The organism is Ignavibacterium sp., assembly GCF_025998815.1.
Taxonomy (GTDB): Bacteria; Bacteroidota; Ignavibacteria; order Ignavibacteriales; family Ignavibacteriaceae; genus Ignavibacterium.
Genome location: NZ_AP026678.1, coordinates 2,706,472 through 2,730,246 on the forward strand (window position 1 = coordinate 2,706,472; position 23,775 = coordinate 2,730,246).

The 23,775-nt window shown below is 33.9% G+C and carries 24 protein-coding genes and 1 tRNA gene; 21 read left to right on the forward strand and 4 right to left on the reverse strand.

Features of this window, described 5'->3' with window-relative positions; genetic code table 11:
* Positions 1–2: 2 nt before the first annotated feature.
* Positions 3–1,103 carry a hypothetical protein gene (locus tag Q0X14_RS11740; RefSeq protein ID WP_297838732.1) on the forward strand — a complete coding sequence of 367 codons (1,101 nt, stop codon included), beginning with the start codon at positions 3–5 and terminating at the stop codon, positions 1,101–1,103.
* On the opposite strand, the gene Q0X14_RS11745 is transcribed toward Q0X14_RS11740, so the two are convergent.
* Together Q0X14_RS11745 and Q0X14_RS11750 are read right to left on the reverse strand one after the other, a co-directional pair.
* Entirely contained in the window at positions 1,100–2,476 is a 1,377-nt protein-coding gene (locus Q0X14_RS11745) for a sigma-54 dependent transcriptional regulator (RefSeq protein ID WP_297838734.1), read from the reverse strand. The genes Q0X14_RS11740 and Q0X14_RS11745 overlap by 4 nt on opposite strands.
* On the reverse strand, positions 2,473–4,488 hold the full coding sequence (locus tag Q0X14_RS11750; protein WP_297838737.1) for an ATP-binding protein: 2,016 nt from the start codon (positions 4,486–4,488) through the stop codon (positions 2,473–2,475). Before Q0X14_RS11750 ends, Q0X14_RS11745 begins: the two co-directional genes overlap by 4 nt.
* Before the next feature lie 221 nt (positions 4,489–4,709).
* On the opposite strand from Q0X14_RS11750, the gene Q0X14_RS11755 reads away from it, so the two are divergent.
* The 19 genes from Q0X14_RS11755 to Q0X14_RS11840 all read left to right on the forward strand — a co-directional run bounded on the left by Q0X14_RS11755 (position 4,710) and on the right by Q0X14_RS11840 (position 22,195).
* Complete coding sequence (locus Q0X14_RS11755; protein ID WP_297838739.1) at positions 4,710–5,321, forward strand: hypothetical protein; 612 nt, start codon at positions 4,710–4,712, stop codon at positions 5,319–5,321.
* A 79-nt stretch (positions 5,322–5,400) separates the two neighbouring features.
* Complete coding sequence (locus Q0X14_RS11760; RefSeq protein WP_297838741.1) at positions 5,401–6,024, forward strand: DUF2202 domain-containing protein; 624 nt, start codon at positions 5,401–5,403, stop codon at positions 6,022–6,024.
* Between the two features lie 225 nt (positions 6,025–6,249).
* On the forward strand, positions 6,250–7,599 hold the full coding sequence (locus Q0X14_RS11765; protein ID WP_297838743.1) for a multiheme c-type cytochrome: 1,350 nt from the start codon (positions 6,250–6,252) through the stop codon (positions 7,597–7,599).
* 155 nt (positions 7,600–7,754) lie between these two features.
* A complete protein-coding gene (locus Q0X14_RS11770; RefSeq protein WP_297838745.1) occupies positions 7,755–8,921 on the forward strand; it encodes a hypothetical protein in 1,167 nt (388 codons plus the stop codon).
* Positions 8,922–9,039: 118 nt separating this feature from the next.
* Positions 9,040–10,008 (forward strand): fatty acid desaturase, encoded by a 969-nt coding sequence (locus tag Q0X14_RS11775; RefSeq protein WP_297838747.1) that lies wholly within the window; start codon positions 9,040–9,042, stop codon positions 10,006–10,008.
* Between the two features lie 45 nt (positions 10,009–10,053).
* Complete coding sequence (locus Q0X14_RS11780; protein WP_297838749.1) at positions 10,054–10,923, forward strand: aldo/keto reductase; 870 nt, start codon at positions 10,054–10,056, stop codon at positions 10,921–10,923.
* Between the two features lie 191 nt (positions 10,924–11,114).
* On the forward strand, positions 11,115–11,360 hold the full coding sequence (locus Q0X14_RS11785) for a 4Fe-4S dicluster domain-containing protein (protein WP_014559142.1): 246 nt from the start codon (positions 11,115–11,117) through the stop codon (positions 11,358–11,360).
* Positions 11,361–11,372: 12 nt separating this feature from the next.
* A complete protein-coding gene (locus Q0X14_RS11790; RefSeq protein WP_297838757.1) occupies positions 11,373–12,473 on the forward strand; it encodes a 3-methyl-2-oxobutanoate dehydrogenase subunit VorB in 1,101 nt (366 codons plus the stop codon).
* A gap of 11 nt (positions 12,474–12,484) precedes the next feature.
* On the forward strand, positions 12,485–13,261 hold the full coding sequence (locus tag Q0X14_RS11795) for a thiamine pyrophosphate-dependent enzyme (RefSeq protein WP_297838760.1): 777 nt from the start codon (positions 12,485–12,487) through the stop codon (positions 13,259–13,261).
* A gap of 20 nt (positions 13,262–13,281) precedes the next feature.
* Entirely contained in the window at positions 13,282–13,839 is a 558-nt protein-coding gene (locus Q0X14_RS11800) for a 2-oxoacid:acceptor oxidoreductase family protein (protein WP_297838763.1), read from the forward strand.
* Between the two features lie 42 nt (positions 13,840–13,881).
* Complete coding sequence (locus Q0X14_RS11805) at positions 13,882–14,151, forward strand: hypothetical protein (protein WP_297838765.1); 270 nt, start codon at positions 13,882–13,884, stop codon at positions 14,149–14,151.
* A 143-nt stretch (positions 14,152–14,294) separates the two neighbouring features.
* A tRNA-Met gene (locus Q0X14_RS11810) sits at positions 14,295–14,367 on the forward strand.
* A gap of 690 nt (positions 14,368–15,057) precedes the next feature.
* Entirely contained in the window at positions 15,058–15,396 is a 339-nt protein-coding gene (locus Q0X14_RS11815) for a DUF6883 domain-containing protein (protein ID WP_366522776.1), read from the forward strand.
* A 4-nt stretch (positions 15,397–15,400) separates the two neighbouring features.
* Positions 15,401–15,649, forward strand: coding sequence for a DUF4926 domain-containing protein (locus Q0X14_RS15625; RefSeq protein WP_366522777.1), 249 nt, complete (start codon positions 15,401–15,403; stop codon positions 15,647–15,649).
* Positions 15,646–16,974, forward strand: a complete 1,329-nt coding sequence (locus Q0X14_RS11820; RefSeq protein WP_297838770.1) for a hypothetical protein — start codon at positions 15,646–15,648, stop codon at positions 16,972–16,974. Before Q0X14_RS15625 ends, Q0X14_RS11820 begins: the two co-directional genes overlap by 4 nt.
* A gap of 239 nt (positions 16,975–17,213) precedes the next feature.
* Entirely contained in the window at positions 17,214–17,978 is a 765-nt protein-coding gene (locus tag Q0X14_RS11825; protein WP_366522778.1) for a uracil-DNA glycosylase family protein, read from the forward strand.
* 26 nt (positions 17,979–18,004) lie between these two features.
* Positions 18,005–18,838: a WYL domain-containing protein gene (locus tag Q0X14_RS11830; protein WP_297838774.1), complete on the forward strand. Its 834-nt coding sequence runs from the start codon at positions 18,005–18,007 to the stop codon at positions 18,836–18,838.
* A 199-nt stretch (positions 18,839–19,037) separates the two neighbouring features.
* Complete coding sequence (locus Q0X14_RS11835; RefSeq protein ID WP_297838776.1) at positions 19,038–19,265, forward strand: hypothetical protein; 228 nt, start codon at positions 19,038–19,040, stop codon at positions 19,263–19,265.
* A gap of 92 nt (positions 19,266–19,357) precedes the next feature.
* A complete protein-coding gene (locus tag Q0X14_RS11840) occupies positions 19,358–22,195 on the forward strand; it encodes a pitrilysin family protein (RefSeq protein WP_297838778.1) in 2,838 nt (945 codons plus the stop codon).
* A 65-nt stretch (positions 22,196–22,260) separates the two neighbouring features.
* Here Q0X14_RS11840 and Q0X14_RS11845 read toward each other — a convergent pair whose 3' ends face one another.
* Positions 22,261–22,899, reverse strand: a complete 639-nt coding sequence (locus tag Q0X14_RS11845; protein ID WP_297838780.1) for a hypothetical protein — start codon at positions 22,897–22,899, stop codon at positions 22,261–22,263.
* Between the two features lie 142 nt (positions 22,900–23,041).
* Here Q0X14_RS11845 and Q0X14_RS11850 point away from each other — a divergent pair, with 142 nt between their 5' ends.
* Positions 23,042–23,257 (forward strand): helix-turn-helix domain-containing protein, encoded by a 216-nt coding sequence (locus Q0X14_RS11850; RefSeq protein WP_297838783.1) that lies wholly within the window; start codon positions 23,042–23,044, stop codon positions 23,255–23,257.
* On the opposite strand, the gene Q0X14_RS11855 is transcribed toward Q0X14_RS11850, so the two are convergent.
* A complete protein-coding gene (locus tag Q0X14_RS11855) occupies positions 23,246–23,695 on the reverse strand; it encodes a hypothetical protein (protein ID WP_297838786.1) in 450 nt (149 codons plus the stop codon). The two genes, Q0X14_RS11850 and Q0X14_RS11855, sit on opposite strands and share 12 nt — an antisense overlap.
* Between the last annotated feature and the right edge of the window lie 80 nt (positions 23,696–23,775).

Consider the following 23,775-nt stretch of genomic DNA (forward strand, 5'->3'; position numbering starts at 1 on the left):
TTATGATTAAGAATTCTCTCCTGCCAATTTTTCTTCTGATAAATTTATTTCTTCTTAATTCGGAAATTCATTCTCAGTTTAATTTTTATACCGGCTATCAGTTAATTTATGATGACAATATCTATAACAATTATCTGAACACTTCTGATCTGATTAACAATCTTCAAATCGGTACTGCTTACAATTTTGAAAGTGAAATCAACAATCTTCAGTTTTATTATGAAGGTGTTTTAGGTGATTACAAAACAAACAAAATAAAATCATTTAATTCCAATAAAGTCGGAATCGTTAACACTCATCTTTTTTCAGAAGATTATAATCCGTTGAACATCGGAGTTAACTATTCTTTTAGAAATAATCGCGATGAGTTTGAAGTTTATAATTTCAGACAGATTTCAGCTTATATTAATTACAGACATTCATTATCAGAAACGAATTTCATTTTGCCAGGATATATTTTTCTGCGAAATGAATACACGAACTTCAGTGTGTTCTCAAATTATGAACATAAAGCATTCCTAAAATGGATTTCAAATTTTGAGAGCGAAACTTCGTTAATGATATCATCTGAGTTTAATTACAAAAATTATTTTGATAAGTACAACTTTGAAGGTTATGCAAATGATGGTTCGTTCATAAAATTTCATCTTAATATAGCTCAATCCTTTTCTGAAAATACCGGTGGAAATATTTTCTTGATATATAGAAAAAATCTTACCGATAAGAGTCGCTATGTGGTAAACGATTCATTGATTTATTATGAAGAAGAAATTTTTAATGACTTATATGCCTTCGATAGTTTTGATGCTGGAATTGGCTTCACAAAAATATTTGGAGATGATGTAAAGCTTAGCTCTGAACTGAGATATTCAGGAAGATTTTTCAATGGCTTGTTTGCTGCAGATTTATTTGGAACTGAACTGAACGAATTAAGAAAAGATAATCAATTTAGTTTTGGATTAGGGATTGAGTACGATCTTGATAGATTTATAAGTGGATTTGTCTTATCTGCAACATTTAATTATATAAGGAATAAGTCGAACGATTTTTATTATGATTACTCGAATACAATTTTTTCATTTTCAATTGATTATGGCTTTTAGTCCCCGAATTTTTTAATTCCATACTTCTGCATTTTATATCTCAGATTTCTCTCTGTAATTCCGAGCATTCTACCTGCAAGCGATTGATTTCCGTTTGCTCTCATCAGAGCATCATAAATTAATTTTTTCTCAAGTGCCTCAACCTGTTCGTTAAGTGTTTTGTTCTCATCAAGAATCGGATCAGTTTCGGTTTTAAATCCTTTAACATTTGAGGGAAGATCATTAACTGTGATAATGTTTTGTCGAGAAAGCACAACAGCGCGCTCTATAATGTTTTCAAGTTCTCGCACATTGCCCGGATAATTGTACTTCATCAGATAATCTACTGCTTCTTTTGAAATTTCAATTTTGGGTTTGCCATTTTCTTCAGCATACTTTTTAATGAAATGCTCAATCAATGGCATCACATCTTCTTTTCTTTCTCTTAACGGAGGGATATGAATTGAAATCACATTTAATCTGTAAAATAAATCTTCTCTGAAAGTTCCATCTTCAATTTTCTGCTCCAGATTCTGATGTGTTGCTGCAATTACTCTAACATCAATTTCAATACTTTCATTTGAGCCAAGCCGTTCAATCTTATGTTCCTGTAAAACGCGAAGTAACTTTACCTGAAGGTTCATTGGTATGTCACCAATCTCATCAAGAAAAATAGTTCCTTTATTTGCCAATTCGAATCTTCCGATTCGGGCTTTATCTGCTCCTGTGAATGCACCTTTTTCGTGACCAAATAATTCACTTTCCAACAAAGTTTCCGGTAGAGCAGGAACATTAACCGCAACAAATGGTTTGTCTTTTCTTGAACTAATATAATGAATTGATTTCGCGAGCACTTCTTTGCCGCTTCCGCTTTCTCCTGTAATTAAAACTGTAGCTTTGCTTTCAGCAGCACGTGCAGCTACGCTTAACACTTCCTGCATCTTTGGTGAAGAAGAAATAAAAGAATCAATCTTAAATTTTTCCTGAAGCTGTTGTTTGAGAAAAGAGACTTCGGATTTAAGATTTTTATTTTCAATTATCTTTTCGATTAGCAATTCAAGTTCGTCAAGGTCAACAGGTTTAGAGAGATAATCATAAGCACCAAGCCGCATTGCTTTAACTGCATTTTCAATTGTGCCATAAGCAGTCATCAAAACAAAACTGATTTCAGGATTAATTCTTTTGGCTTCTTCAAGAACTTCAATTCCGGTTTTATCCGGCATTTTATAATCTGATAAAATTATATCAATCTGTTCTTTATCTATAAAAGCAAGACCTTCATTTCCTGATGAAGCTGTAAATGTTCTGAAGCCCCTCTTGTCAAGAAATCCCTTAAGAATTTCTCTTTGAGCTGCTTCATCATCTATGATTAGAATCGAATATTCTTTGTTCATATTGGCAAACTAATTTTAAATGTTGTTCCATGGTTTATTTTACTGCTGATTGAAATTGTTCCGTTATGCTGATTAATAATTTTTTGTGCAATGCTTAATCCAAGTCCGTTACCATCTTTTTTAGTTGTAAAGTACAAATCAAAAATCTTTTTCTGAAGCTCCGGCGTAATTCCAATTCCATTATCAGATATTTCAATTATAAAGTGATTTCCGGATAGATAATATTTTAAAAGCACTTTGCCTTTTTCATTCACTGCATCAAATGCATTTTGAATTATGTTCATCAAAGATTGCTTAATTAAATCTGCATCAAATCTTACAATCAGATTATCATCGCCTTGTTTGATGAACTTAATATTTTTTTGATTCGCTTGCGGAATGAAAAGTTGATAAATCTCCTCAAAGAATCCGGAACAATTTATTTGTGAAATTTTTAATTCAAGTGGTTTAGCATAGTTAAGGAACTGAGTAATGATTTTATTTATTCTGTTAACTTCATTTCTCAAAAGCTCTGTAATCTTTTTATACTCATCCTGATTTTCAGTTGGTGTAAATTCTTTATTAAGTCTTTGAGCAATCATTCCAATTGCATTAATCGGATTTCTGATTTCGTGTGCAACTCCGGAAGCTAATTCACCCATTGCAGAAAGTTTTTCATTTCTTCTGGCTTCTTCCTCAAGAAGTTTTATATCAGTGATGTCTCTGATTACCGCAATAAATTTTGATTCATTCTGATTTTCTTCCAATTCAGATAAACTGCAGAATAGAGTCTTATTTTCATTGTTGAGTGATATATCCAGTTCAAAACTTTTACTATCGTGTGCAGATAATTTTTTAAGAAAAGTTTCTTCAATCAAATTGTTTAACTCAGATAATTTTCTGTTCAGGTAATCGGATGATTTGATGTTAAAAAGTTTTTCTGCTGATAAATTAATAAATGATATTATTCCTTTCTTATCAAATACAATCACTGCTTCGGTCATATTTTCCAGAACCGAAGATGCAAAGGTTTTAAATCTTTGATATTCATCTGAAATACTTTTCAGATTCTGGTTTGTGAAAATCATGCTTAATACTATGATTGATATCGCTGCAAGTATCAGTGAGATAATTATCAGTCTTCTCAGCATCCTGCTTTCAACTTTTCTGATATCTTCAAGCGATAAACCAACACGATATATTCCCACCAAATCACCGTTAAGCATAAATCTTCTTGAAACTTCATACAATTCATTATCATTCAATTTAATAACCCTGCTGAAAACGGAATCTGATTTAATTACATTCTGTAAAAATTCTGATTCAGAGATTGATTCGACGCTATCAATTTTTTCTGTTGCGGCTAAAATTCCCAATGAGTCTTGAAGAATTATGTATTCAATTCCGTGATGATTTGAAATTCCCTGCAGAATTACCCCAATACCAATTCTTCTTCTGAACTCAAGAAAATCTTTTGCATCCATATTCACTACTATTGCGCCTTTATTATTGACTCTGGCAACAGCAACAGCATAGCGTTCTTCGTCACTGAATTCGGCTTTCTTTAATCCAATTATTAATTCTTCTGTTTCTCCTTTAAGAATTGGCGCCAACTCTTCGTATCTGTTTATGTTTTCTTCACCGTGAATGTGTCCTGGTTCAGGAACTCTGTTAGACAAAACCCGATTACCAATTTTATCGAACACATTCACTCTGTAAAGATTATTTTTCCCGGCAATTTTTATCAACTCATCTTTGTTAAGAGCATTCAGACTATCAAGCTTTCTGATTAATCTTGCATTATCAAGTAATCTTTCTGTAACAATATCTTCTATTTCGAATCCTGAATTAAGAGTGTTTTCACTGCTGATAATAATTGATTGCAAAAGTGAGCTTGAATGTTCGTAAAGTAGCTGAAAGATTTCTTTCTTGCTTTGATTAAGTTCTACATATGAGGAGATAATCATAACCAAAGCAATGATTGAAGAAATTGAAATGATAGCTTTCGGTGGTAGTTTTATCTGAAATTTCATATACAAACTTAATTTATAATTTTATGCTAATAAAGAATTATAAAAGTTTACATCAATCAGATTTTATTTTCGACAAACAAGTCGTTTAAACTCGCCCACATCGTCGAACTTAATTGTAAGCCCTGTTTATAGTATTAAAAAACGCATCTTTTATTCGGCACATCCTTTGGCTAACTGTATCCGAAACAATAATTCATTAACAAAATAAAAGGAGTAGTAAAATGAAAACAAAAAATCTTTTAAGCACTTTTGCAATAGCAGTGCTTGCAGTTGTTTTTTCTGTTTCAAATCTTTTTTCACAGGATAACCAGGTAAAAAATCAGAACCAGGTTAAATCAACTGTGAAGAACGAAATTAAAACCCAAACCCAAACTCAGTCCCAGTTCAAAGAACACGGTAACAAATTCGTTGACGCTAACGGTGATGGTTATAATGATAATGCACCGGATGCAGATAGTGATGGAATTCCAAACGGAAGAGATGAAGATTATACTGGCTCAAAATTCCGCAAAGGAAATAACAACTCAAAAGGATTTGTTGATCTTAATGGTGATGGAATTAACGATCGTGCTATTGATTCTGACGGCGATGGAATTCCAAACGGAAAAGATCCTGACTTTGTAAGACCACAGGATGGAACTGGACAGAAATTTATGAACGGAAAAAATTATCAGAACAAATTTGGCGGAAACAGTTTTGGTTCTGGTGATGGTACAGGTAATAATGGAGTTGGTCCAAAGGATGGTACTGGATATGGCTCAGGTAGTGGTACAGGTACAGGCAATTGTGATGGAACCGGACCAAAGGGTTATACAAGAGGTGGAAGAAGATAATAAACAAACAAAGGTTTGGGACAGTCAGTTTGGCTGTCCCATTCTAATTAAATAATCAAAAAATATAGGAGATATAAAAATGAAAACTTTCAAATCACTTTTGGCAATTCTGATTTCTGTTTCTTTCTTGTTCTTCTTCGGTTGCAATACCGAAAGCAGTATCACATCACCTGAAACATCAGGAACAATTTCAAAAGCAAACTTAACCGAGGGACTTCAACCGGAATTAGTAGTTTTTGATTTATCGCCGGAAGAAAGAGATGGATTAATTCATATGCGTCTTGAAGAGAAACTTGCAAGAGATGTTTATACAACTTTGGGAAATACCTGGAACTACAAGGTATTTATGAACATTAAGGTATCAGAACAAGCACATATGGAAGCAGTAAAAAGATTGCTTGTTAAATATGGTGTTGAGGATCCAATTACAAATGATGAAGTTGGAGTATTCTCCGATCCACAATTTCAGGCACTCTATGATCAGTATGTTACACAGGGAAATGTTAGTGCTTATGAGGCATTTATGGTTGGTAAGACAATCGAGGAACTTGATATAACTGATCTTGAGAATCAATTAAATAATGTTGTTGATAATCCGGATATAATTCGTGTTTATCAGAATTTAAAATCAGCTTCGGAAAGTCATCTTGCTGCTTTTAATAAATGTTTAACGGGAATACCTCAGATTAAAGTTGCTAACTAATCAATCACGAAATTAATTTTATTCGGGAAAGTCGACATAATTAGTCGGCTTTCCGTTTTTTATTTTTTAAGAAAAGATTTTTAAAAAAATATTTTTTAGTTTTGAATTGGTCAGGGGAATTAATATGCATCGGATTATGAAAAATGTCATCAATAGAACTTTCATCGATAAAAAAAATCTTTTCAATTTATTTTCTCAATAATTTTCTATTATAAGAGGTGGGTTATGAGACAAATACTTCTTCTTTCTTTGTTGCTTGCCTTTTCTGTGATAAGTATTTATCCGCAGAAAGCCGGAAACGAATTACTTGGTGCATTTAAGTACGATGACTTTAAAACACCGGAGTATTGTGGTGCAGCTTGCCATGCAGATTTTTATCAGCAGTGGAAACAAGCTATGATGTCACAGGCATTTACGCATCATTGGGATGAAATTGAATACTTTGAGCTTGCTGTTCCGCATGCTGAAAAGGATCCGGTCGTTGCAGAAGTAAAAGCAGGCTGCAATGGTTGTCATTCACCATTGGCTTTTGCTGCAGGTGATGTTCCACCCAAAAGACCTGAATTTAAAACAAGAGCAAATGAAGGTGTCTCCTGCGATGTTTGTCATTCAATTTCAGGATTTAAAGGCGATGTACCCTACAACTTCAATTACATTTTAAATCCCGGAAATACTAAATATGGAACAAGAGGAACCGGTGAATCACCAGAGCATCAGATTCAGAAAAATGATTTTCTATCAACAGCTGAATTCTGCGGAACATGCCATAACGAAAAAAGTCCTTATGGTGTTTGGGTAAAATCAACACATCTTGAATGGAAAGAAGGACCGTATTCAAAACAAGGAGTTCAGTGTCAAACCTGTCATATGCCACCTGCAGAAGGTTACACAGCTGCGATGGGAAATAAATATCCTGATGCTAAGCAACATCTCTTTCACGGTGCACATGACCCGGGAAAAGTTCAGGGTACAATTGAACTGAGAATTCATCCTGACCTGAATGAGGCAGAACCCGGTGAAGCTGTTAAATTCACAGTTGCACTTTTCAATGCAAAGACCGGACATAAATTTCCTTCAGGTTCTGTTGAAGACAGAATTGTTTGGATGCATGTTGAAGCAGTTGACGCTGCCGGAAAAGTTTATCATCTGAAAGTTGATAAGAAAGGTTTTCCGGGAGAAGAATATACAATTGCTTCTGATGATCTTGCGTATCAGGATATGAGTATCGCAAAGAATGATCCTAACTTTAAAGGAGTCAGAAGAGATGGAGATGTTCCCGTAGGCGATCGGATTTTCAGAATGGCTTACTTTGATCCGCAGGGAAGAATGACCATTCAGCAATGGAACACAAAGTCGTTGGGAACTGATTACAGAATTGGTCCACGTGAGACAAAGCTTGAAACATTAACATTCAACTTGCCGAATAATGTTGCACCCGGAAAAATGAAAGTAACAGCAACACTTTATTATCAACGGCTTGTTCCTTCGGTCGCTAGATTTCTTAATGTTCCGGCTGATGAATACGAGACCATAAAAGTAAATGAACATACAACTTATGTTACGGTGTTGCAGTAATTTTTCTGTAAGCCGTTTTAACTACTGAAAGAATTAATGTTGTTGTCAGGTTGAGACTGTCGAAACCTGACATATGTTTAACAAAGTCACACTTGGGCATGTCTGATTGCTGTCAGGCAGTCGTAAGGTGACATCTTAAAAAAAAGAGGAATGAAATGAAGAAAATTTTATCACTTTCGGGTTTGATTTTAATCGTAATTGTTTTCTTTGCAAGCGAAGTTCTTGCTATTCCAGCTTTTGCAAGGAAATACAATATGACTTGCAAAACTTGTCATTCTCCATTCCCAAAATTGAAACCTTATGCAGAAGAATTTGCTGCAAATGGTTTCGTTCTTAAAGATCAGGATGCACCGCGATATTTTCTTGATACAGGTGATCCTGAGTTATCTCTTATTCGTGATGTTCCATTAGCTTTCAGATTGGAAGGTTATGTTACATACAATCAAAGCAATCTTGAGAAATCTGATTTCAATGCACCGCTGCTATTTAAAATCCTCTCTGGTGGTGCAATCACGAAAGATGTTGCTTATTATGTTTACTATATTCTTGAGAATGGTGAACCAGGAAAAATTGAAGATGCCTGGTTAATGTTCAATGATTTATTCGGAAGCAAACTTGATTTTACAATCGGACAATTTCAGGTTTCTGATCCGGTATTCAAAAGAGAACTTCGATTAACAAGAGATGATTATTATATCTACAAAGTAAGACCTGGTTTATCTAATGTTGATTTGACTTATGACAGAGGAATTATGCTAAACTACGGGTTTGAATCCGGAACTGATTTAACAATTGAAGTTGTGAATGGAAATGGAATCGGAGAGGGTGTTTCAAATGTTTTTGATGATGATAAGTATAAAAACTTTTTTGGAAGAATATCACAGGATGCCGGTGAACACTTAAGACTTGGAGCACTTGGATATTATGGTAAAGAAGAAAAAACTATTTCGGATATTACTTATACAAATCAACTTTGGATGGTTGGAGGCGATGCGACTATTTCCTTCGATCCTTTAGAATTGAATTTGCAATACATTGAAAGAAATGATGATAATGCATTGTTTGTGGATAATAAATCTGATGCAAAAACCCGTGGTGCTTTTGGCGAGCTTATTTACAGGCCAGAAGGAGATGCAAGTAAATGGTATGGCGTAGCAATTTTTAACTGGATTGAATCGGACTTCAGAGAGTTAAATCTCAAACAACTTGGTGTTCATTTCGGTTATGTACTAAGAAGGAATATTAGATTGGTCGCTGAATATTCACACAACTTTACTGATAAATATGGCAAAATGAACCTTGGCTTTGTTTCGGCATTTTAAGTTTTGATGATTGATAATGAAAGCAGACTCAATTAAACGGGTCTGCTTTTATTTTTTAAATAATTGAGTGCTAATTTAGAATTGTCGAAGAGAAAAATTATTTAAGGACAAATCTAAAATGACTACCTCAAAAAAAGATTTCCAATATTCAAATCAACCAGAGCCACATAAAATAAGAACGAGAGCGATTCTAAACGCTCATCCCGAAGTAAGAAATTTTATAGGAAGAAATCCTTATAGTTTTCTGATTATTTTATTCGTAACAGGGTTACAACTATTTGTTGCCTACTTGTTAAAAGATCAGTCCTGGTGGCTTGCTCTTATTGTTGCCTTCTTTGTTGGGGCATTTGCAAATCATGCTTGTTATGTTCTTATTCACGAAGCTGCACACAACCTAATTTTCAAAAGCAGAATTATGAATCACATTGCAGGAATACTGGCTGATATTCCGAATGTTGTACCAAGTGCAATTTCTTTCAGAAGTTATCATCTGAAACATCATTCATATCAGGGCGATTATTATCTTGATGCAGACCTTGCAAGCAAATGGGAAGCAAAGCTGATTGGAAATTCTCTGATTGGGAAAGCTTTCTGGGAAATGATGTTCCCGGTATTTCAGGCATTGCGCACACCCAGATTAAAAGATATTCCATTTATGAATTTCTGGACTATCATAAACTGGATTGTTGTTTTCGGTATTGATGCTTTGGTAATTATCTTTTTCGGCTGGACATCTTTTCTTTATCTCGTATTTTCTTTTTTCTTTTCAATTGGCTTTCATCCGCTTGGTGCGAGATGGATTCAGGAACATTATCTTATTGCGCCACCACAGGAGACTTATAGCTATTACGGTCCGGCTAACATTGTAGCGCTGAATGTCGGATATCATAATGAACATCATGATTTTCCTTCAATTCCATGGAATAACCTTCCTAAAGTAAAAGCAACTGCTCCGGAGTTTTATGATAATCTGGTGTATCATAAATCGTGGACAAAACTCTGGATAAAATTTTTAACCGATCCAAATCTTTCACTCTTTTCCAGAATGGTTAGGGAAGGCAAAGATTTACGAGAAGCGACTCAATAACCAAACGGACTTACACGGAGAGCCACAGAGAATTATTAAGTGCACATGATTTACAGAGAATTTGGTAAAACAGGTTTAAATGTCTCAGCACTTGGATTTGGTGCCGGCGAGATCGGTGATTATAATATACCTGATATACAGGTAGATAAATTATTAAATACAGCACTTGATTTGGGAATAAATCTTATTGATACAGCTCGCGGTTATTACGCAAGCGAAGAAAGAATAGGAAAATTTATTTCACATCGAAGAAATGATTTTATTCTTTCAACTAAAGTTGGTTATGGAATAGATGGTTATCAGGATTGGACTTATGAAATTGTTCTTGCCGGAATTGAAGAAGCACTTCGCACGATGAAAACTGATTACATTGATATTGTTCATCTGCATTCCTGTGATATAAACATCCTGAAAAGAGGAGAAGTTATTGAAGCACTGCAAAGAGCTAAAGAACAGGGAAAGATAAAATTTGCGGCTTACTCGGGAGAGAATGAATCACTTGAATATGCAATTCATTCGAATAAGTTTGATAGCATAATGACTTCTGTAAATATTTGTGATCAACACTCACTGAATAATTTAATTCCACTTGCAAAAGAAAAACATCTTGGCGTAATAGCTAAAAGAGCAATTGCAAATGCACCATGGAGATTTGCAGAAAGACCCGTTGGTAATTATGCGGAAGATTATTGGATAAGATGGAAAGAAATGAATCTTCCTGATCAAAAAAACTGGCTTGAGATATTTTTAAGATTCAGTGCTTTTGCTGATGGAGTTCATTCATCTGTTATTGGTACAACTGATATAAACCATCTTAAATCCAATATAGAAATTATAAACAAAGGACCACTTGAAACTGACTTGGTTAAAAGCATTAAATCTTCATATAAACCATTTTGGTACGGACTCACTTGATTTAACCTTCATTGGTTGATAATTGCTAACAGTAAAATACCTTCTCAAACTTAGGAAAGCTCTAATAATCTCACTTCCTAAATCTGAAAAATTTAATCTATAATCAACCTTTTTAATAATATAATGCTATGGAATGTATGGCACTAAGGTTGGTTTCTTCTTACATCTAATAATAATTCAAGAGTATAGCAATGATTAAAGGAACGGTTAAAATAGATGCAAAGATTTGCAAAGGATGCGAGCTTTGCATTGTCGCCTGTCCGCAAAATGCACTCGGTCTATCACCAAATTTTAATGAAAAAGGTTACAGATATGTGGAACTGATTTACGATGCTTGTACAGGATGTGTGAATTGTGCTTTAGTTTGTCCCGAAGCTGCGATAACAGTTTACAGACAAGCTAAACCCTCAAAGAAAACTCAGGTTAAATCAGAGTAAAGGAATTTTTATATGGAAAAAGAATTGAGAACAGAAGAACCTCGCTTAATGAAAGGTAACGAAGCGCTTGCTGAAGCAGCGATTCGTGCAAACATAGATGCATATTTTGGTTATCCCATTACTCCGCAATCAGAAGTAATTGAATATCTGATGCGCGAAGTTCCAAACAGAAAAGATAAAAAGACTGTTGTTCTTCAGGCAGAAAGTGAAGTTGCATCAATAAATATGGTTTATGGTGCTGCTGGTGCTGGTGCAAGAGTTATGACTTCATCATCTTCTCCTGGAATCAGCTTGATGCAGGAAGGTATATCATACATTGCCTCAGCACAACTTCCGTGTTTAATTGTAAATGTTGTTCGTGGTGGTCCTGGATTGGGAACAATCCAACCATCGCAAGGTGATTATTTTCAGGCCACAAAGGGAGGTGGTCATGGAGATTATCACCTTATTGTATTAGCTCCGGCATCTGTTCAGGAGATGGCGGACTTTGTATTCGATGCATTTCGTCTGGCTGAGAAATACCGCAATCCTGCTATGATACTTGCTGACGGTGCTCTCGGCCAGATGATGGAAAAAGTTGTTCTTCCGCCCGATGGTGGATTACCAAAAACTCCAGCTCCCTGGGCAACTACAGGCAAGACTAAAGACAGAAATCATAATATCATTACTTCGCTTTTCATTCAACCGGAAGAAATGGAAAAGGTTAATCTTCAGCTCCAGAAAAAATATGAAGATATGCAAAGTGAAGTCAGATGGGAAGAGTTTCAAACAGACGATGCCGAAGTTCTGCTGGTTGCATTTGGACTCTCTGCAAGAATTTGTCAGAAGGTTGTTGATCTTGCCAGAGAAAAAGGAATTAAAGTTGGATTGTTAAGACCAATTACTCTTTATCCATTCCCTTATAAACGAATTGCCGAACTTTCTGAAAAAGTTGAATTTATTCTTGATGTTGAAATGAATGCAGGACAAATGGTTGAAGATGTTCGCCTTGCTGTTGAAGGAAAAGTTCCGGTTTATTTCAAAGGAAGAATGGGTGGAATGATTTCAACTCCTGAAGAAATACTTCACGAAGTTGAATCAATTCTTGAAAAACAAAATGTGCTTCACGATTAGGAGAAATTAAAATGAATGAAAAATTATTATTAGAAGACGGGACAGAGCTCGAACAGGTGTTTTGCAGACCGGATACATTAACTGATGTTCCATATCACTACTGTCCGGGTTGCGGCCACAGCGTTGTTCATAATGTTTTAATGGAAGTAGTTGATGAACTTGACATTCAGGATAAAACAATTGGTGTTGCACCTGTTGGATGTTCTGTATTTGCCTATCACTATATGAATATTGATATGCAGGAAGCTGCACATGGACGAGCAAGTGCGGTAGCTACCGGAATTAAAAGAGTTCTTCCCGATAAATTAGTTTTCTCCTATCAGGGAGATGGCGATCTAGCAGCAATTGGAACTGCTGAAACAATACACACAGTTAACCGTGGTGAAAATATTCTCATTGTATTCATAAACAATGGAATTTACGGAATGACTGGTGGGCAAATGGCTCCGACAACCTTGCCCGGAATGGTTACTTCAACCTCACCATATGGAAGAGATGTTCATATGGCTGGTTATCCGTTAAAGATTACTGAATTGATTGCTCAATTGCCTGGCGCTTATTATGTCACAAGACAATCCGTTCATAATCCAAATGCAGTTAGAAAACTTAAAAAAGCTGTCACCAAAGCTTTTGAATATCAAATGCAGAACAAAGGAACATGTTTTATTGAAGTTGTTTCAAACTGCCCTTCCGGCTGGAAGATGACACCAGTTGAAACAATTAAATATCTTGAAGAAGTAATGTTCCCATATTATCCACTTGGTGATCTTAAAGTTCCAAAAGAATAATTAAATCAGAGGAAAATGAAATGATTAAAGAACAAGAAATAATTATTGCCGGATTTGGTGGACAAGGTGTTCTTTCGATGGGAAGATTAATTGCTTATGCCGGTATGATTGAAGGAAAAGAAGTAAGCTGGATGCCTTCATACGGTCCTGAAATGCGTGGTGGTACTGCTAATTGTATAGTAATCGTTTCCGACTCAAGAATCAGTTCACCAATAATTACAAGATTTGATACAGCAATTCTTCTTAATCAACCATCAGTTGATAAATTTGAAAAAGCAGTTAAACCTGGTGGCTTGTTGATATATGAACAATCAACTGTAATTCATCCACCAACAAGAACCGATATTGAAATAATACCTATTCCTGCTATTGAAGAAGCTGATAAACTTAATGCTAAACAAGTTGCAAATATGATTATGGCTGGAGCGTTTCTTGAGAAGAAACCAATACTGAAAATTGAAACCTTAATCGAAGCATTAAAGAAAGCTCTTCCACCCAGAAGGCACAATCTTATTCCTTTGAATGAACAGGCATTGAATCGTGGAAGAGAATTAGTTAAACAAGCTGAGCTTGCTTGATAGTTCAGCAATTAAATTCAAAGAAAACAACAGAGGTTAGCTATGGCAGAAAATGATATCAAATGCCAGCACGCTTGTAAAAATACTTGCGCTACATTGAATGAAGCTTTGCGTCGGGAAACAGCAATGGTTAGATTTTATGAAAGTGTTCTTGATGAATGCAACATTCCCGAAGTAAGTTCATTTATGAACGAACTTGTAGATGAAAAACGAAAAGTTATTCTTCGTTTGATTCAGAAGCTGAACGAAATTCATGTTCGCTCTCAAACACTTGATGGAATTGCATCAAGTTTCAATAATGTTGATGGTTAGAGCAAAAAAACTCATTTGCTCGGCCGCGCATTTTTGATTATATTCGCACACGATTTTAGAAGAAATTAAACATCGCGGGGTTGAGTCCCAATAGGTATTAGCTCTCAAGGGATTCACAAAAAACTCAAATAAAAAGTTTATATCGCGGGGTGGAGCAATTGGTAGCTCGTCGGGCTCATAACCCGAAGGTTGTAGGTTCAAGTCCTGCCCCCGCTACTAAAAATAAAAAAACCCTCACTTTGTGAGGGTTTTTTTGTTTTAACAAGTCGTTATCATTCTGGACAAAGAGAGGAACAAACTGGGGCTTAGTTTATACAGAAGAATTTGATAATAAGACAGAAGCATTGAAAAGAGAGAAGTGGTTAAAAACCGGAGTAGGTAGAGAATACCTAAAAACAATTATAGAATGAAAGTTGCAGGTTCAATCCGCCGCGGCGGACTTGTCTCTGATTACCACAAAATTGCTAATTGTATTTTTAGCCTTTTTTTAAGGGTAACAATCTTAGTTTATAAGCAATTTTCTGAGCAATTTTTTCACTATCAAAAGAACATTTAATTGTTTAATAAGATATCCTATAATTGAAATGGTCATTACTTTTAAACATATTACAATTTTAGGCACTCCCCAAGCCAGCACAATTGAAGATTAGTCGAGGGCAAAAATAAAATCAACTCATAATTACTAATTAGTATAATTGCATTCAATAAAAGAAGTAAGGGATTATTAAAGTAATATTGTTTTTATCTGGTCAACCAAGATCCACTCGCTAATAAGTTGTCATTTAAGAAACCTCTTTTGACGAAGTTCCGAGGCCACGATGTAAGAAATCAATAAGTTTTTATCATCCAATGATAAGAATTTCTTTTTCTCACCAACTATACTTACCAATAAAAAATTATTCTTTTATGAAACTCCCGGATAATCTAAAACCAAAAATTAATAAAAGCCTTTTTACTGATTACTTACTTAACAAAGATCACTTTATGGGCAGATTTACGAAAGAGGCTTTTGCAAGGATAAATGTTTCAATTGAAAATGTTGAAACGCTGATTGAATCACTTAATCGTATCCCTCTTGAGCAGGAATATCTTCACATCGAGGTTCTCTATAAACTTGGATTTATTTACAGGATACAATATGTGACAAGTATAGCTATAAATAATAAAAAATTCTATCTGAAAACAATCTGGCTTCACAAAGAAAAAACAAAAGACATTGAATTACTTAACTTAATTCTTATTTAATGCAGTGGAACAATTTAATCTTTATGATATTATTTACCTAAAGGAGGACATCTCCAATCCACCTTTTCAAAAAGGCACTGTCGGGACAGTAATATATATCTACAAATCTAACAGATTGTTTGAAGTGGATTTTATTTCTAAAGAAGGTGAATCTCTAGCCTCAGTTGCCTTAGAGAATAATCAAATACTTAAATTAACGGAAAATAAAATTCCTACAATAAAAGAAGTAACAACATTCCGGATTAAGATATGAGCAAATTTGATGGAGATATAATTTCAGCAGAATTCACTGCTGCATTTGTTTGCGAAAATATTGAAGTTGCTTTACTTACAAAAATTAAGTGCCCGGGATATTTTAGGTGTCATTGGATAGCTGCTGCTAAGGCTAAATATCATAAGGAATCCGATATCATTTACTCGGTTTTCAGTTGTTTAGATGAAGATAATAAAGAGACGTATTTCTTGGAGACGTATGAAAACACAATAGTGGACATTGATATAGATCCTAAATGGAAAGATTTTCAAATATTTATTAATGAAGTTTTCACCCTTATCAAGAAGAAATATTCGCTTACATCCGAAATCTATACCAAGGTTCAGAATCCGGAAGAATGGAATTTTACTTTTGAAACTTCAGTTCCGGAAATAATATTAACCAATGAAACAAATGAACGGAACTTAAAAGCCATTCTTATGGATTTCATTGAATTTGATTCAGGTATGTTAAACCTGTCAAGCCTAAACCTAAAAGAAGTTCCAAATGAAATATTTAAACTTAAAGGAATTAAGACTCTTAATCTTTCAGATAACAACATATCTGAACTTCCAAAAGAGATAGGTCAACTAAAGGAACTTGAGAACTTAATTCTTGATGAAAATGAAATTGAATATCTTCCCAAAGAAATCGGAAAATTAAAAAACCTAAAGGAACTAAGTATTAGAGAAAATACTTTGTTTGAACTACCTGCTGAATTATGCAATCTCAGAAAGCTAGAGAAACTTGAGATCAGTGATGTGCTTTTGAATGCTTTGCCGGAAGATATTGGCAAGCTGAAATCGCTTACACACTTTGAACTGAGTACTAAATTCCTGGAAGAAATACCTGAGTCAATTGGTAACTTAATTAACCTAAAAGAATTAACGATCAATAACACCTCAATATTGTCATTACCCGAATCAATAGGTAATCTTGAAAATCTCGAGGTGTTTATGTTACAAGGAAACAGAAATCTTTCCTACTTACCTGAATCAATTGTTAATTTAAAAAATCTCAAAAAAGCTTATTGGTCCGCGAACAGAATAAAAAGTCTTCCCAATCAGTTCGGTAAACTTGAGAAGCTTGAAATAATCCACCTGAACGATAATTTGCTGGTAGAATTGCCAGCAGAAATAACTTTATTGGAGAATCTACGATACATAAATCTTTCAGGGAACAAATTAGAATCTTTACCAGAGGATATTTTTGAAATGAACTCCTTAGAGTTTCTGAATATAGAGAGAAGCGGTCTTGATATAGATCCTTGGCTTCTAAAGCTTATACAAAGCGACAGAAGAGAAAATATTAGATTTAATTTTTAAAATTATGACCGCTAATTTCAGTCAAGTGATGCTAATATCAGAATTATAAATAAGATAATAAGAAATATTTTCATACATCCTTTGACTAAGGGTCCTAACAAGTAAAATATTATTACGATGATTATTATTTCCATAACTGCTATTAATTTGCTAAGAGAAATCATACATTTCTTATCATTCAAGGATAATTAGTTTAAAATATTTTTATAAATTGGATTGACATAAATTCTCAAAAATCTATGAGCCCGAACTTAAGAGCACTGAATAATTTTATTGGTTATGGTGATCCAAAATCACCTCTCTGGTTTATTGGAATTGATGAACATGGAGAATTCAAAATGGAAGATGAACAAAATGAAATAAAAAAGCTTAATGTTTTTTATGATTGTTTTGAAAACTCCCAGGGAAAGCCATATTATATCACGGAAGATAAAATCAACACCATGTTATTGGATATTCAGGTACAAGAGCTTAAACAAAAGGCAGATAACAACCCTACTTACAGTGGTATTTTAGAAATTTTTAATAATCTATGTAATTCAAAATATACTGGATCAAGCATAGGCAATTCCGAAGTAAAAATTTTTCTTAGTAATTTGTTTCCTATCGGGAGGGACAATACCTCAGATAATAGTTTTGGTTTGTTTGTTGAAAAGTATTTTCATGTTTCATCATTTGATGAATGGAAAAAGAATTATTGGGAGGAGCGAATTGATGCGTTTAACAATTTTATAAAGGAATTTCACATATTAGAAGAACCAAAAGTGTTTATTTGTTTGGGAGTCAGCTATCAGACTGATTTTCAAGATTTATTAAGAAAAATCTTTAAGAAAAATATCGAACTGATAAAACATAGCTTAGTTACAATAAGTGATAAACATCAATCTATTCTTTGTTATCATCCAAGTAAACGGAATAGGCATAAATATTTTACTGATACTTATGTCAGGAAAATTGTAAACGAGCTGAAAAAATCCCCGATTTTTAGTTTTAGTCACGACTAATTAATTATATTATTTATTGAAAAATTATGAGTGATAAAAATTATCTCGATTCGGTAAGAAAAGTAGAACTGCTTGCAAAACTTCTAAATGGGGAATCGATCACAAAATCACAAGCAGCAGAACAATTCAATGTAGAAGAAATCACCATATCAAGAATACTCCAGTATTATCGCTCATTAGGAATAGAAGCTTTTGGAAGAAAATCGGGGATCAAAATTCTTAACAAACCTAAAAAAGAAGATTTAGTCACCCTCGCTTCATATTATATTTCTATAAAACTAAATTCCGATTACTTTACTAAATCAATAAATACATATTCTAAAATTGATCCGAGGTTCTTTTCCAAAATCGTTCTGCTTGCAAAGGCAGTTAAAGAGCAGACAGTTATTCAAATTGAATATCAAAAACTGACAAACAATATTACCTCACAATATTTACTCAAACCGTATAATCTTATTGAAACAAACAATAATTGGATTCTACACGCAGTAAAGGACGATGAAACAATCTTGAAAACTTTTTACTTAAGTAGAATTAAGGAACTGTCACTTACAAAAAAGAAATTCAATAAAGCCTCTGTTGAAGAGAAATCTGGCGAAATGAAAGAAATTGTACTAAGGTTTGTTCCAGAAGTTGAACAGGAACTTTACTATAAAATCTGGTTCGAAGATTTTGAAATACAAAAACAATCTGATGGACGCATAATTTTAAAAACCAATCAACCAATAACTAACAGATTAGCTGCTTGGTGCATCAGTTGGTGGGATGCAATGGAGATTATTGAACCGAATGAACTGAAAAAATACATTTCAGATATGTTTAATGATTTTCGTTTAGTTAATGATTTGAATTCTATATGAAAATCATTAAAAGCTCTTATGACTTCATTTTACATTAAAGTAACTGCAATTATAAAGATCTCTTAAACCCTCTAATCTAATAATAGTCTTATTCGTGTCACCGGATTTCCTTTCCCAAATAGATAACAATTCTTTAACATTCCCTTAATATTAGCTTAATAATCAGGGATTAAGTTTAACGCAAAAATTATGGTGATTTATGAACTCGAGGCTTTATACAAACATAATTCTTGTAGCCCAATCTTTTATGATATTTTTTGCCATTCAGGCACTTCACTTTCTATTCGGAAGGATTAATCCAATGTTATTGGGGATTGCAATTTTAGTTTCTTCAGTTTCAGTTTTTTCAATAGCCCTTTTCAGAGCTTACATTAAAGACAGAAATGAGAAAAAGAAACTGAGCACAGCTTTATTTGAAATGAATTAATATAATTTTATTACCGCTCGTCATTTTTCCATTTCTGTAAATACGTTTCTCTTCCGATATTTGTGTCCTAAAATTCTATATACGGAGGAAAAATGTTCTCGCAAAAAATTTCTTTAGCAACTTTTTTAGTGCTTTTTACTGTGGTCTTATTTCCGCAGTCCGCTGAAAAGTTTAAGCTTGATTATGAAAAGTATAAACTTTCAAATGGACTTGAGGTAATTCTTCATGAAGATAAATCCGATCCGATAGTTTCTGTTACGATTTTATATCATGTTGGTTCAAACAGGGAAAAACCTGGTAAGACCGGGTTTGCTCATCTTTTTGAACATATGATGTTTCAGGAATCCCAACATGTAGGTCAGGATAAATTCTTCAAATACATCCAGGAAAATGGAGGAACACTTAACGGAGGAACATGGCAGGATGGAACAATTTATTATCAGATTGTTCCAAAGAATGCATTGGAGCTTGTTCTTTGGCTTGAGTCAGACAGAATGGGTTATCTCTTACCAACAGTAACTCAGGAAGCTTTTCTTAATCAGCAGGAAGTTGTTCAGAATGAAAAACGACAAAGAGTTGATAACCAACCTTATGGACATACAAATTATGTAATCGACAAACTTCTTTATCCGGAAGGACATCCTTACAGTTGGGAAGTTATCGGTGAATTAATCGATTTACAGAATGCAACCGTAAAAGATGTTCATGATTTTTACAGAACCTGGTATGGTCCAAATAATGCAACACTGGTAGTAGCAGGCGATTTCGATAAGGATGAAACAAAAAAACTTATTGAAAAATATTTCGGTGAATTAAAACCTTCTGCCCCCGTTACTGATCTTAAACCGATGCCTGTTCAACTGAAAGAAATTAAGCGAGCTTTTTATGAAGATAAATTTGCACAGTCACCTGAATTAAATATGGTATTCCCAACAGTTGAACAATTTAATAAAGATGGCTATGCACTTGATGTTTTGGCAGATTTGCTGGCAAAAGGGAAACGCTCACCGTTTTACAAAGTAATAGTTGAAGAGAAAAATCTTGCACCTTCTGTAAGCGTATTTCAAAATGGTAGTGAACTCGCAGGTAATTTCAGAATAAGAGTAAGAACTTTCCCGGATAAAAATCTTACCGAAGTAGAAAAGGCAATCTTTGAAGCATTTGAAAAATTTGAGAAAGAAGGTTTTACGGATAAAGATCTGGAAAGAATTAAGGCAGGAATCGAAACAAGCTTTTATAACCGGATTGCAAGTGTATTGGGCAAATCATTTCAGTTAGCACAGTATAATGAATATGCCGGCTCACCTGATTTCATTTCGGAAGATTTGAAAAACAGTCTCGCAGTTACAAAAGAAGATGTTTGGCGTGTTTATAATAAATATATTAAAAATAAAAACTATGTTTTGACAAGTTTTGTTCCTATCGGCAAAACCGATTTGGTTGCTTCGCCTTCTGAAAGATTTGTAGTTCCCGAAGAGCAAATCAAACCATTGAATGAAGAAGAAATAAAGGCACGCAATTCAAATCCTGACAATCAGGTGAAAGTTGATCCAATTCCATCTTCATTCGACAGAAACATTGTTCCGGCGCTTGGTGCAGATCCTTTAATCAATGTTCCAAAAGTATGGGATGCACAACTTAAAAACGGAATTAAGATTTACGGAATTGAATATAACGAATTACCTCTTTTCGATTTTCAGATTGAAATCAAAGGCGGTTTATTGCAGGATGATATGAACAAAGTTGGAGTTGCCAATCTTACAGCAAGAATGCTGACTCAGGGAACAAAAAACAAAACTCCGATAGAACTTGAAGATGCAATCGAAGAACTTGGCGCACGTATTAATGTTTTTGCAACGAATGAATCAATTGTGTTGCAGGCAAATTGCCTTAGTTCTAAGTTTAATGAAGTTTATAAACTTGCTGAGGAAATTCTTTTAGAGCCCCGATGGGATGAAAAGGAATTTGCAAGATTGAAACAGGAAACTTTGGAGAGCATAAGAAGAGGTAAATCAAATCCTGCCGCAGTAGCTTCGAATGTTTTTAACAAGCTTATTTATGGAGATGAACATATTTTTTCAAAGAATATTCTTGGAACAGAAGAATCTGTAAATGCAATTACTCTAGATGATTTGAAAAATTACTACGAAAAAAATATTGCACCTCAGCTTGCAAGCATTTCTTTTGTAGGCAAGATTAATAAAGATGATGTGGTCAAAACATTTTCAGCTTTGGAAAATAAGTGGAAAGAAAAGCCGGTTACGATTAAAACTTATCCTGAACCAAAGATGACAGATAAAGCTGTTGTTTACTTTATTGATTTTCCTAACGCAAAACAATCGGAAATTCGTATAGGACATTTGGGAATTTCTTACACACATCCCGACTATTTCAAAGCTTATGTAATGAATTATAAACTCGGTGGTAGTTTCAACGGAATTGTAAATCTGATTTTGAGAGAAGAAAAAGGATTTACTTATGGCGCCAGAACAGATTTCCGTGGCACAGAGTTGCCCGGCTATTTTATAGCTACTTCTGCAGTTCAAACAAATGCTACATTAGAATCGGCACAGATTTTCAGGGATGAGATAATTAAATATCGTAATGGAATATCTCCTGAAGATATAAACTTCACAAAAAATTCTTTGTTGAAGTCTAATGCTTTAAGATTTGAAACAATTGGTGCTTTGCGTGTGATGCTTTCACAAATTGCAAAATATAATCTTCCGTTTGATTATGTAAAGAATCAGGAAAAACAAATTCAGGATATGACAATTGAAGAGCATAAAACAATTGCACAAAAATATCTGCACCCTGATAAGATGATTTATTTGATTGTAGGTGATAAAGCAACTCAATTCGATAAATTAAAAGAGCTTGGTTTTGGTGATCCGATTTTACTTGATAAAGATGGAAATGTTATAAATTAAGTTTGCAAATGCAGAGTCGCAGAGAGTTTAATCTTTGCGGCTCTGCGTCTTTGCGAGAAATTTATTTATTTTTTAATTGATAATGCAGTTCGAAGAAATCCGGCGGATAAAGACAGCAAGCCAACGAGAAAAACTCCCCACATAAACTCAACCGGAGAAGTTGAATTTAATCTTTCTTCAAAGTTCCGGACAAAGCTAAATAAAATCAGAATCACGCCAATTAGAATAAGTATAATATCTGATTTCATAAATTTAATTCTATTACCAGCTTCATTCTGCCTCAAAGCAACAACAGAAAATAAAATAAAGATTACTGATACTAAAACCGGTGCAAGAACTGGAGAAATCCAGGGAACGGGGATAAGAAAAAGTAAATCATCAGTCAAAAGAGAATGGGGCCAATTGATAAAAACCTTTAACCACAGATAATAAAAAATATCCCACACACCAAATGCAAATAAAAAGTAAGCAACTTTTTCCACAAATTTTTTCCCGGCAATCAATGCTATAGTTCCAAGCATTATAATTGTTGCAAGCTCTCTTCCAAGTTCAATAATCAAAATTTTTTCGGGTATTATTTTTAATGGGAAAGTAAAACCGTTTGGATAATAAAGCTCTCTTAAATAAACAACTACAGCAGATTCAAGATAAGCCATTGCGATACTTAACAACAAAACAGTAAAAATTTTTTGTGCTAGCTTCATAATATTTTCCTGAAGGAATGAATTTTTATTTCTTCTCAGATAACATAATTCACGAGCTTAAAACATTCAATGAAGATTGAATATGTTTCGAATGCTGATTAAATTGCCTCAGCAAGATTGATTCATATTTGCAGGATTATCAATGCGAGAATTTTTCAGCGTTCAGGAAGTAGCCAAATTGCTGAATGTAAGTCATTCAGCGGTTCTTTATCACATTCGTTCCGGAAATCTTAAAGCTGAACAGGTGGGAAAAATCTATATCATTGCAAAGGAAGACTTTGGTGATTTTCTGAAAAGTCAGCAAAAGAAAAAAGAAAAGAAAGTAAAAAAGAAACCTGATGAACCACTACTCTTCTGATTCTGAAAACTTCAGAATTTTGATTAAGTACTCAGTTAATTCCTTCCTCGATTTTCCCGACAATTCTTTTATACAATAACAATAAGCAAAAACAATCGGAACAATTCTTAACTTATCATCACTGTAAAACTGGTCAATCTTTTTAACCATCATACTTAAGTCAAGTTCGTTCAATTTATTCTGTTCCAACAAATTTTTAATATCATCTCTGCAACCAAGCGAATCATAATTGAACTGAAATAAGTTGATAACTCTTTGTCTCTCAAGCATTGAGCTTAAATAATCATATTTCATATCGCGCATAATTGAATACTTTTCATAATCAATCCACATATATCCATTCTCTGCACCTTTAGTATACCTTTTATCCTGCGCGAAACTCAATATTTGAAATATCAGGATAAAAATGGAAACAAATATGAAATTGAATTTTTTCATAAGAATTACATTAACAAAAATTTTCCAATCTTATTGCAAATAAACTAAATTTGTATAGCAGTTAAAAGTCATTTGATAAT

Excerpts from the sequence above, each read along its gene's own strand:
- Q0X14_RS11740 (WP_297838732.1), top strand. The coding sequence starts at position 3 with ATGATTAAGAATTCTCTCCTGCCAATTTTTCTTCTGATAAATTTATTT.
- Q0X14_RS11745 (WP_297838734.1), bottom strand. The coding sequence starts at position 2,476 with ATGAACAAAGAATATTCGATTCTAATCATAGATGATGAAGCAGCTCAA.
- Q0X14_RS11750 (WP_297838737.1), bottom strand. The coding sequence starts at position 4,488 with ATGAAATTTCAGATAAAACTACCACCGAAAGCTATCATTTCAATTTCT.
- Q0X14_RS11755 (WP_297838739.1), top strand. The coding sequence starts at position 4,710 with ATGAAAACAAAAAATCTTTTAAGCACTTTTGCAATAGCAGTGCTTGCA.
- Q0X14_RS11760 (WP_297838741.1), top strand. The coding sequence starts at position 5,401 with ATGAAAACTTTCAAATCACTTTTGGCAATTCTGATTTCTGTTTCTTTC.
- Q0X14_RS11765 (WP_297838743.1), top strand. The coding sequence starts at position 6,250 with ATGAGACAAATACTTCTTCTTTCTTTGTTGCTTGCCTTTTCTGTGATA.
- Q0X14_RS11770 (WP_297838745.1), top strand. The coding sequence starts at position 7,755 with ATGAAGAAAATTTTATCACTTTCGGGTTTGATTTTAATCGTAATTGTT.
- Q0X14_RS11775 (WP_297838747.1), top strand. The coding sequence starts at position 9,040 with ATGACTACCTCAAAAAAAGATTTCCAATATTCAAATCAACCAGAGCCA.
- Q0X14_RS11780 (WP_297838749.1), top strand. The coding sequence starts at position 10,054 with ATGATTTACAGAGAATTTGGTAAAACAGGTTTAAATGTCTCAGCACTT.
- Q0X14_RS11785 (WP_014559142.1), top strand. The coding sequence starts at position 11,115 with ATGATTAAAGGAACGGTTAAAATAGATGCAAAGATTTGCAAAGGATGC.
- Q0X14_RS11790 (WP_297838757.1), top strand. The coding sequence starts at position 11,373 with ATGGAAAAAGAATTGAGAACAGAAGAACCTCGCTTAATGAAAGGTAAC.
- Q0X14_RS11795 (WP_297838760.1), top strand. The coding sequence starts at position 12,485 with ATGAATGAAAAATTATTATTAGAAGACGGGACAGAGCTCGAACAGGTG.
- Q0X14_RS11800 (WP_297838763.1), top strand. The coding sequence starts at position 13,282 with ATGATTAAAGAACAAGAAATAATTATTGCCGGATTTGGTGGACAAGGT.
- Q0X14_RS11805 (WP_297838765.1), top strand. The coding sequence starts at position 13,882 with ATGGCAGAAAATGATATCAAATGCCAGCACGCTTGTAAAAATACTTGC.
- Q0X14_RS11815 (WP_366522776.1), top strand. The coding sequence starts at position 15,058 with ATGAAACTCCCGGATAATCTAAAACCAAAAATTAATAAAAGCCTTTTT.
- Q0X14_RS11820 (WP_297838770.1), top strand. The coding sequence starts at position 15,646 with ATGAGCAAATTTGATGGAGATATAATTTCAGCAGAATTCACTGCTGCA.
- Q0X14_RS11825 (WP_366522778.1), top strand. The coding sequence starts at position 17,214 with ATGAGCCCGAACTTAAGAGCACTGAATAATTTTATTGGTTATGGTGAT.
- Q0X14_RS11830 (WP_297838774.1), top strand. The coding sequence starts at position 18,005 with ATGAGTGATAAAAATTATCTCGATTCGGTAAGAAAAGTAGAACTGCTT.
- Q0X14_RS11835 (WP_297838776.1), top strand. The coding sequence starts at position 19,038 with ATGAACTCGAGGCTTTATACAAACATAATTCTTGTAGCCCAATCTTTT.
- Q0X14_RS11840 (WP_297838778.1), top strand. The coding sequence starts at position 19,358 with ATGTTCTCGCAAAAAATTTCTTTAGCAACTTTTTTAGTGCTTTTTACT.
- Q0X14_RS11845 (WP_297838780.1), bottom strand. The coding sequence starts at position 22,899 with ATGAAGCTAGCACAAAAAATTTTTACTGTTTTGTTGTTAAGTATCGCA.
- Q0X14_RS11850 (WP_297838783.1), top strand. The coding sequence starts at position 23,042 with ATGCGAGAATTTTTCAGCGTTCAGGAAGTAGCCAAATTGCTGAATGTA.
- Q0X14_RS11855 (WP_297838786.1), bottom strand. The coding sequence starts at position 23,695 with ATGAAAAAATTCAATTTCATATTTGTTTCCATTTTTATCCTGATATTT.